1 rRNA gene is annotated in these 293 nt (G+C 59.0%); it reads left to right on the top strand.

The features are described from left to right. Positions 1-293 (top strand): 23S ribosomal RNA (locus tag EFBL_RS07990); the annotation flags it as partial.

Here is a 293-nt window from a genome sequence, read left to right on the forward strand (position 1 = left end):
GATTAAGCTACAAAGGGCGCACGGAGGATGCCTAGGCGCCAGGTGCCGACGAAGGACGGAGCGAACGCCGAAACGCCTCGGGGAGCCGTAAGCGGGCTTTGATCCGGGGATGTCCGAATGGGGGAACCCACTGGACGTAATGGTCCAGTACCCGCTGCCGAATCCATAGGCAGCGAGGAGGCAGACCAGGGGAACTGAAACATCTAAGTACCCTGAGGAACAGAAAACAACAGTGATTCCGTCAGTAGCGGCGAGCGAACGCGGAGAAGCCCAAACCGGTTGTGCATGCACAA

The sequence above is a fragment of the Effusibacillus lacus genome (genome assembly GCF_002335525.1).
Lineage (GTDB): Bacteria > Bacillota > Bacilli > Tumebacillales > Effusibacillaceae > Effusibacillus > Effusibacillus lacus.